Here is a 1530-nt window from a genome sequence, read left to right on the forward strand (position 1 = left end):
TGATGTGACCCCAATAAGTTAGACTTTATAGCGTAGTAGCTTTTTAGCTGCTACGCTATTTCTTTATGCAGCCAAGAGGTTGAGTCTGTATTCTACTGGACTCATCCATCCTAGTTTCTCCTTGATTCTTTGTTCGTTATAATATTTTATGTATTTTTCTATCGTCTCTTTCAATTCTTCGTAGCTGTAAAAAACTGCACCATAATACATTTCCTGTTTCATGATTCCAAAGAAGTTTTCCATTACAGAATTATCGTGACAATTTCCTTTTCTGGACATACTCTGAAAAACTCTATTTTCTTTAAGTGTATAAACATATGCATTCATCTGATAAGCCCAACCTTGATCCGAGTGAAAGGTACGTCTGTATTGACAATCACTTGTGATTTCTAGAGATTCATTTAATGCTTTCATTATGTTTTCGGCAGATGGACGCCTTGAGATGCCATAACTAATTATTTCCCTATTCCACAAATCCATAAATGGATCCAAGTATAGTTTCTTAATAATCATTCTTCCTTTAGCATCTATTTCATAATATTTAAACTCAGATGTATCTGTGGTGATTTTTTGGTGCGGAATGTGAGTATCAAAACGTCTATGAACCTTGTTAGGTGCAACCTTCCCAACCTTGCCTTTGTATGAACTGTATTTGCGGCTTTTTCTAGTAAATGATCTGACTTGCAGTCCTAACTTTTGAATAATACGTTGAACTCGTTTTTTATTTACGGGCATGTTTTGTTTCCTTAATTCGCCATAAATACGACGATAGCCAAAATCTTTATTATCCTTTCGGATTTCAAGAATCTTTTGTTCTAATTCCTGATCTGGATTTTCTCTATCAAAACGCTTCTGCCAATACATATATGTTGCTTTAGGAAAACCTGTAATTGCGAGAATGTCTTTTAGTTTGAAGGATCCTCGGAGGCTGTGGATGATTCTCGCTTTTTGTTCTGAGGTGTTCCCTCTAAACGCAGCCTCCTCAGTTCTTTTAAATAGGCATTCTCTATTTTTAGTTTTAATAATTCATCTTCTAGTTGTTTGATGTATTCAGTATTAACATTTGATGTAGTTGGTATGTCTGGTGTTATATCTTTAGATTTATCCACTGTTCGTCGCCGTCCTTTGCGCTTTGGTCTCAAAACATCAGGACCAGCAATTCTGAAATCATTTACCCACTTAGCAATTAGTGGTGGATTATTAATTCCGACAGATAAAGCTAATTCCTGATATGAAATTTCTGTTGTTAGATATAACTCTACTACATGAAGCTTAAATTCAAAAGAGTAACTTTCATTTTTTCTAGAACGCATTAATCCTTCATCGCCAAAAGTCTGATAAGCCTTAATCCACTTTCGAACTTGTTCATTATTCTTAATATGATATTTTTCTGCTAGAAAACAGTAACCACCTTTGCCATTTTGATAATCTGTAACAATTTGCTTTTTAAATTCAAAACTATATTTTGCCATAAAAAAACTGACCTCCCATAAGTTAGATTTTTAGGTCTAACTTATGGGGGTCAGTTCA

1 protein-coding gene is annotated in these 1530 nt (G+C 34.3%); it reads right to left on the reverse strand.

The genetic code is table 11. From position 1 onward, the window contains the following. Nucleotides 1-63: 63 nt before the first annotated feature. Nucleotides 64-1472 (reverse strand): IS3 family transposase gene (locus tag BUA79_RS12320; RefSeq protein WP_242941701.1). Its coding sequence is split into 2 segments (ribosomal slippage): nt 64-995 and nt 995-1472, totalling 1410 coding nucleotides; the frame shifts between segments, so codons are not numbered across the junction. Nucleotides 1473-1530 lie beyond the last annotated feature (58 nt).

This window comes from Parasporobacterium paucivorans DSM 15970 (assembly GCF_900141895.1).
In the GTDB taxonomy this organism is placed as follows: Bacteria; Bacillota; Clostridia; order Lachnospirales; family Lachnospiraceae; genus Parasporobacterium; species Parasporobacterium paucivorans.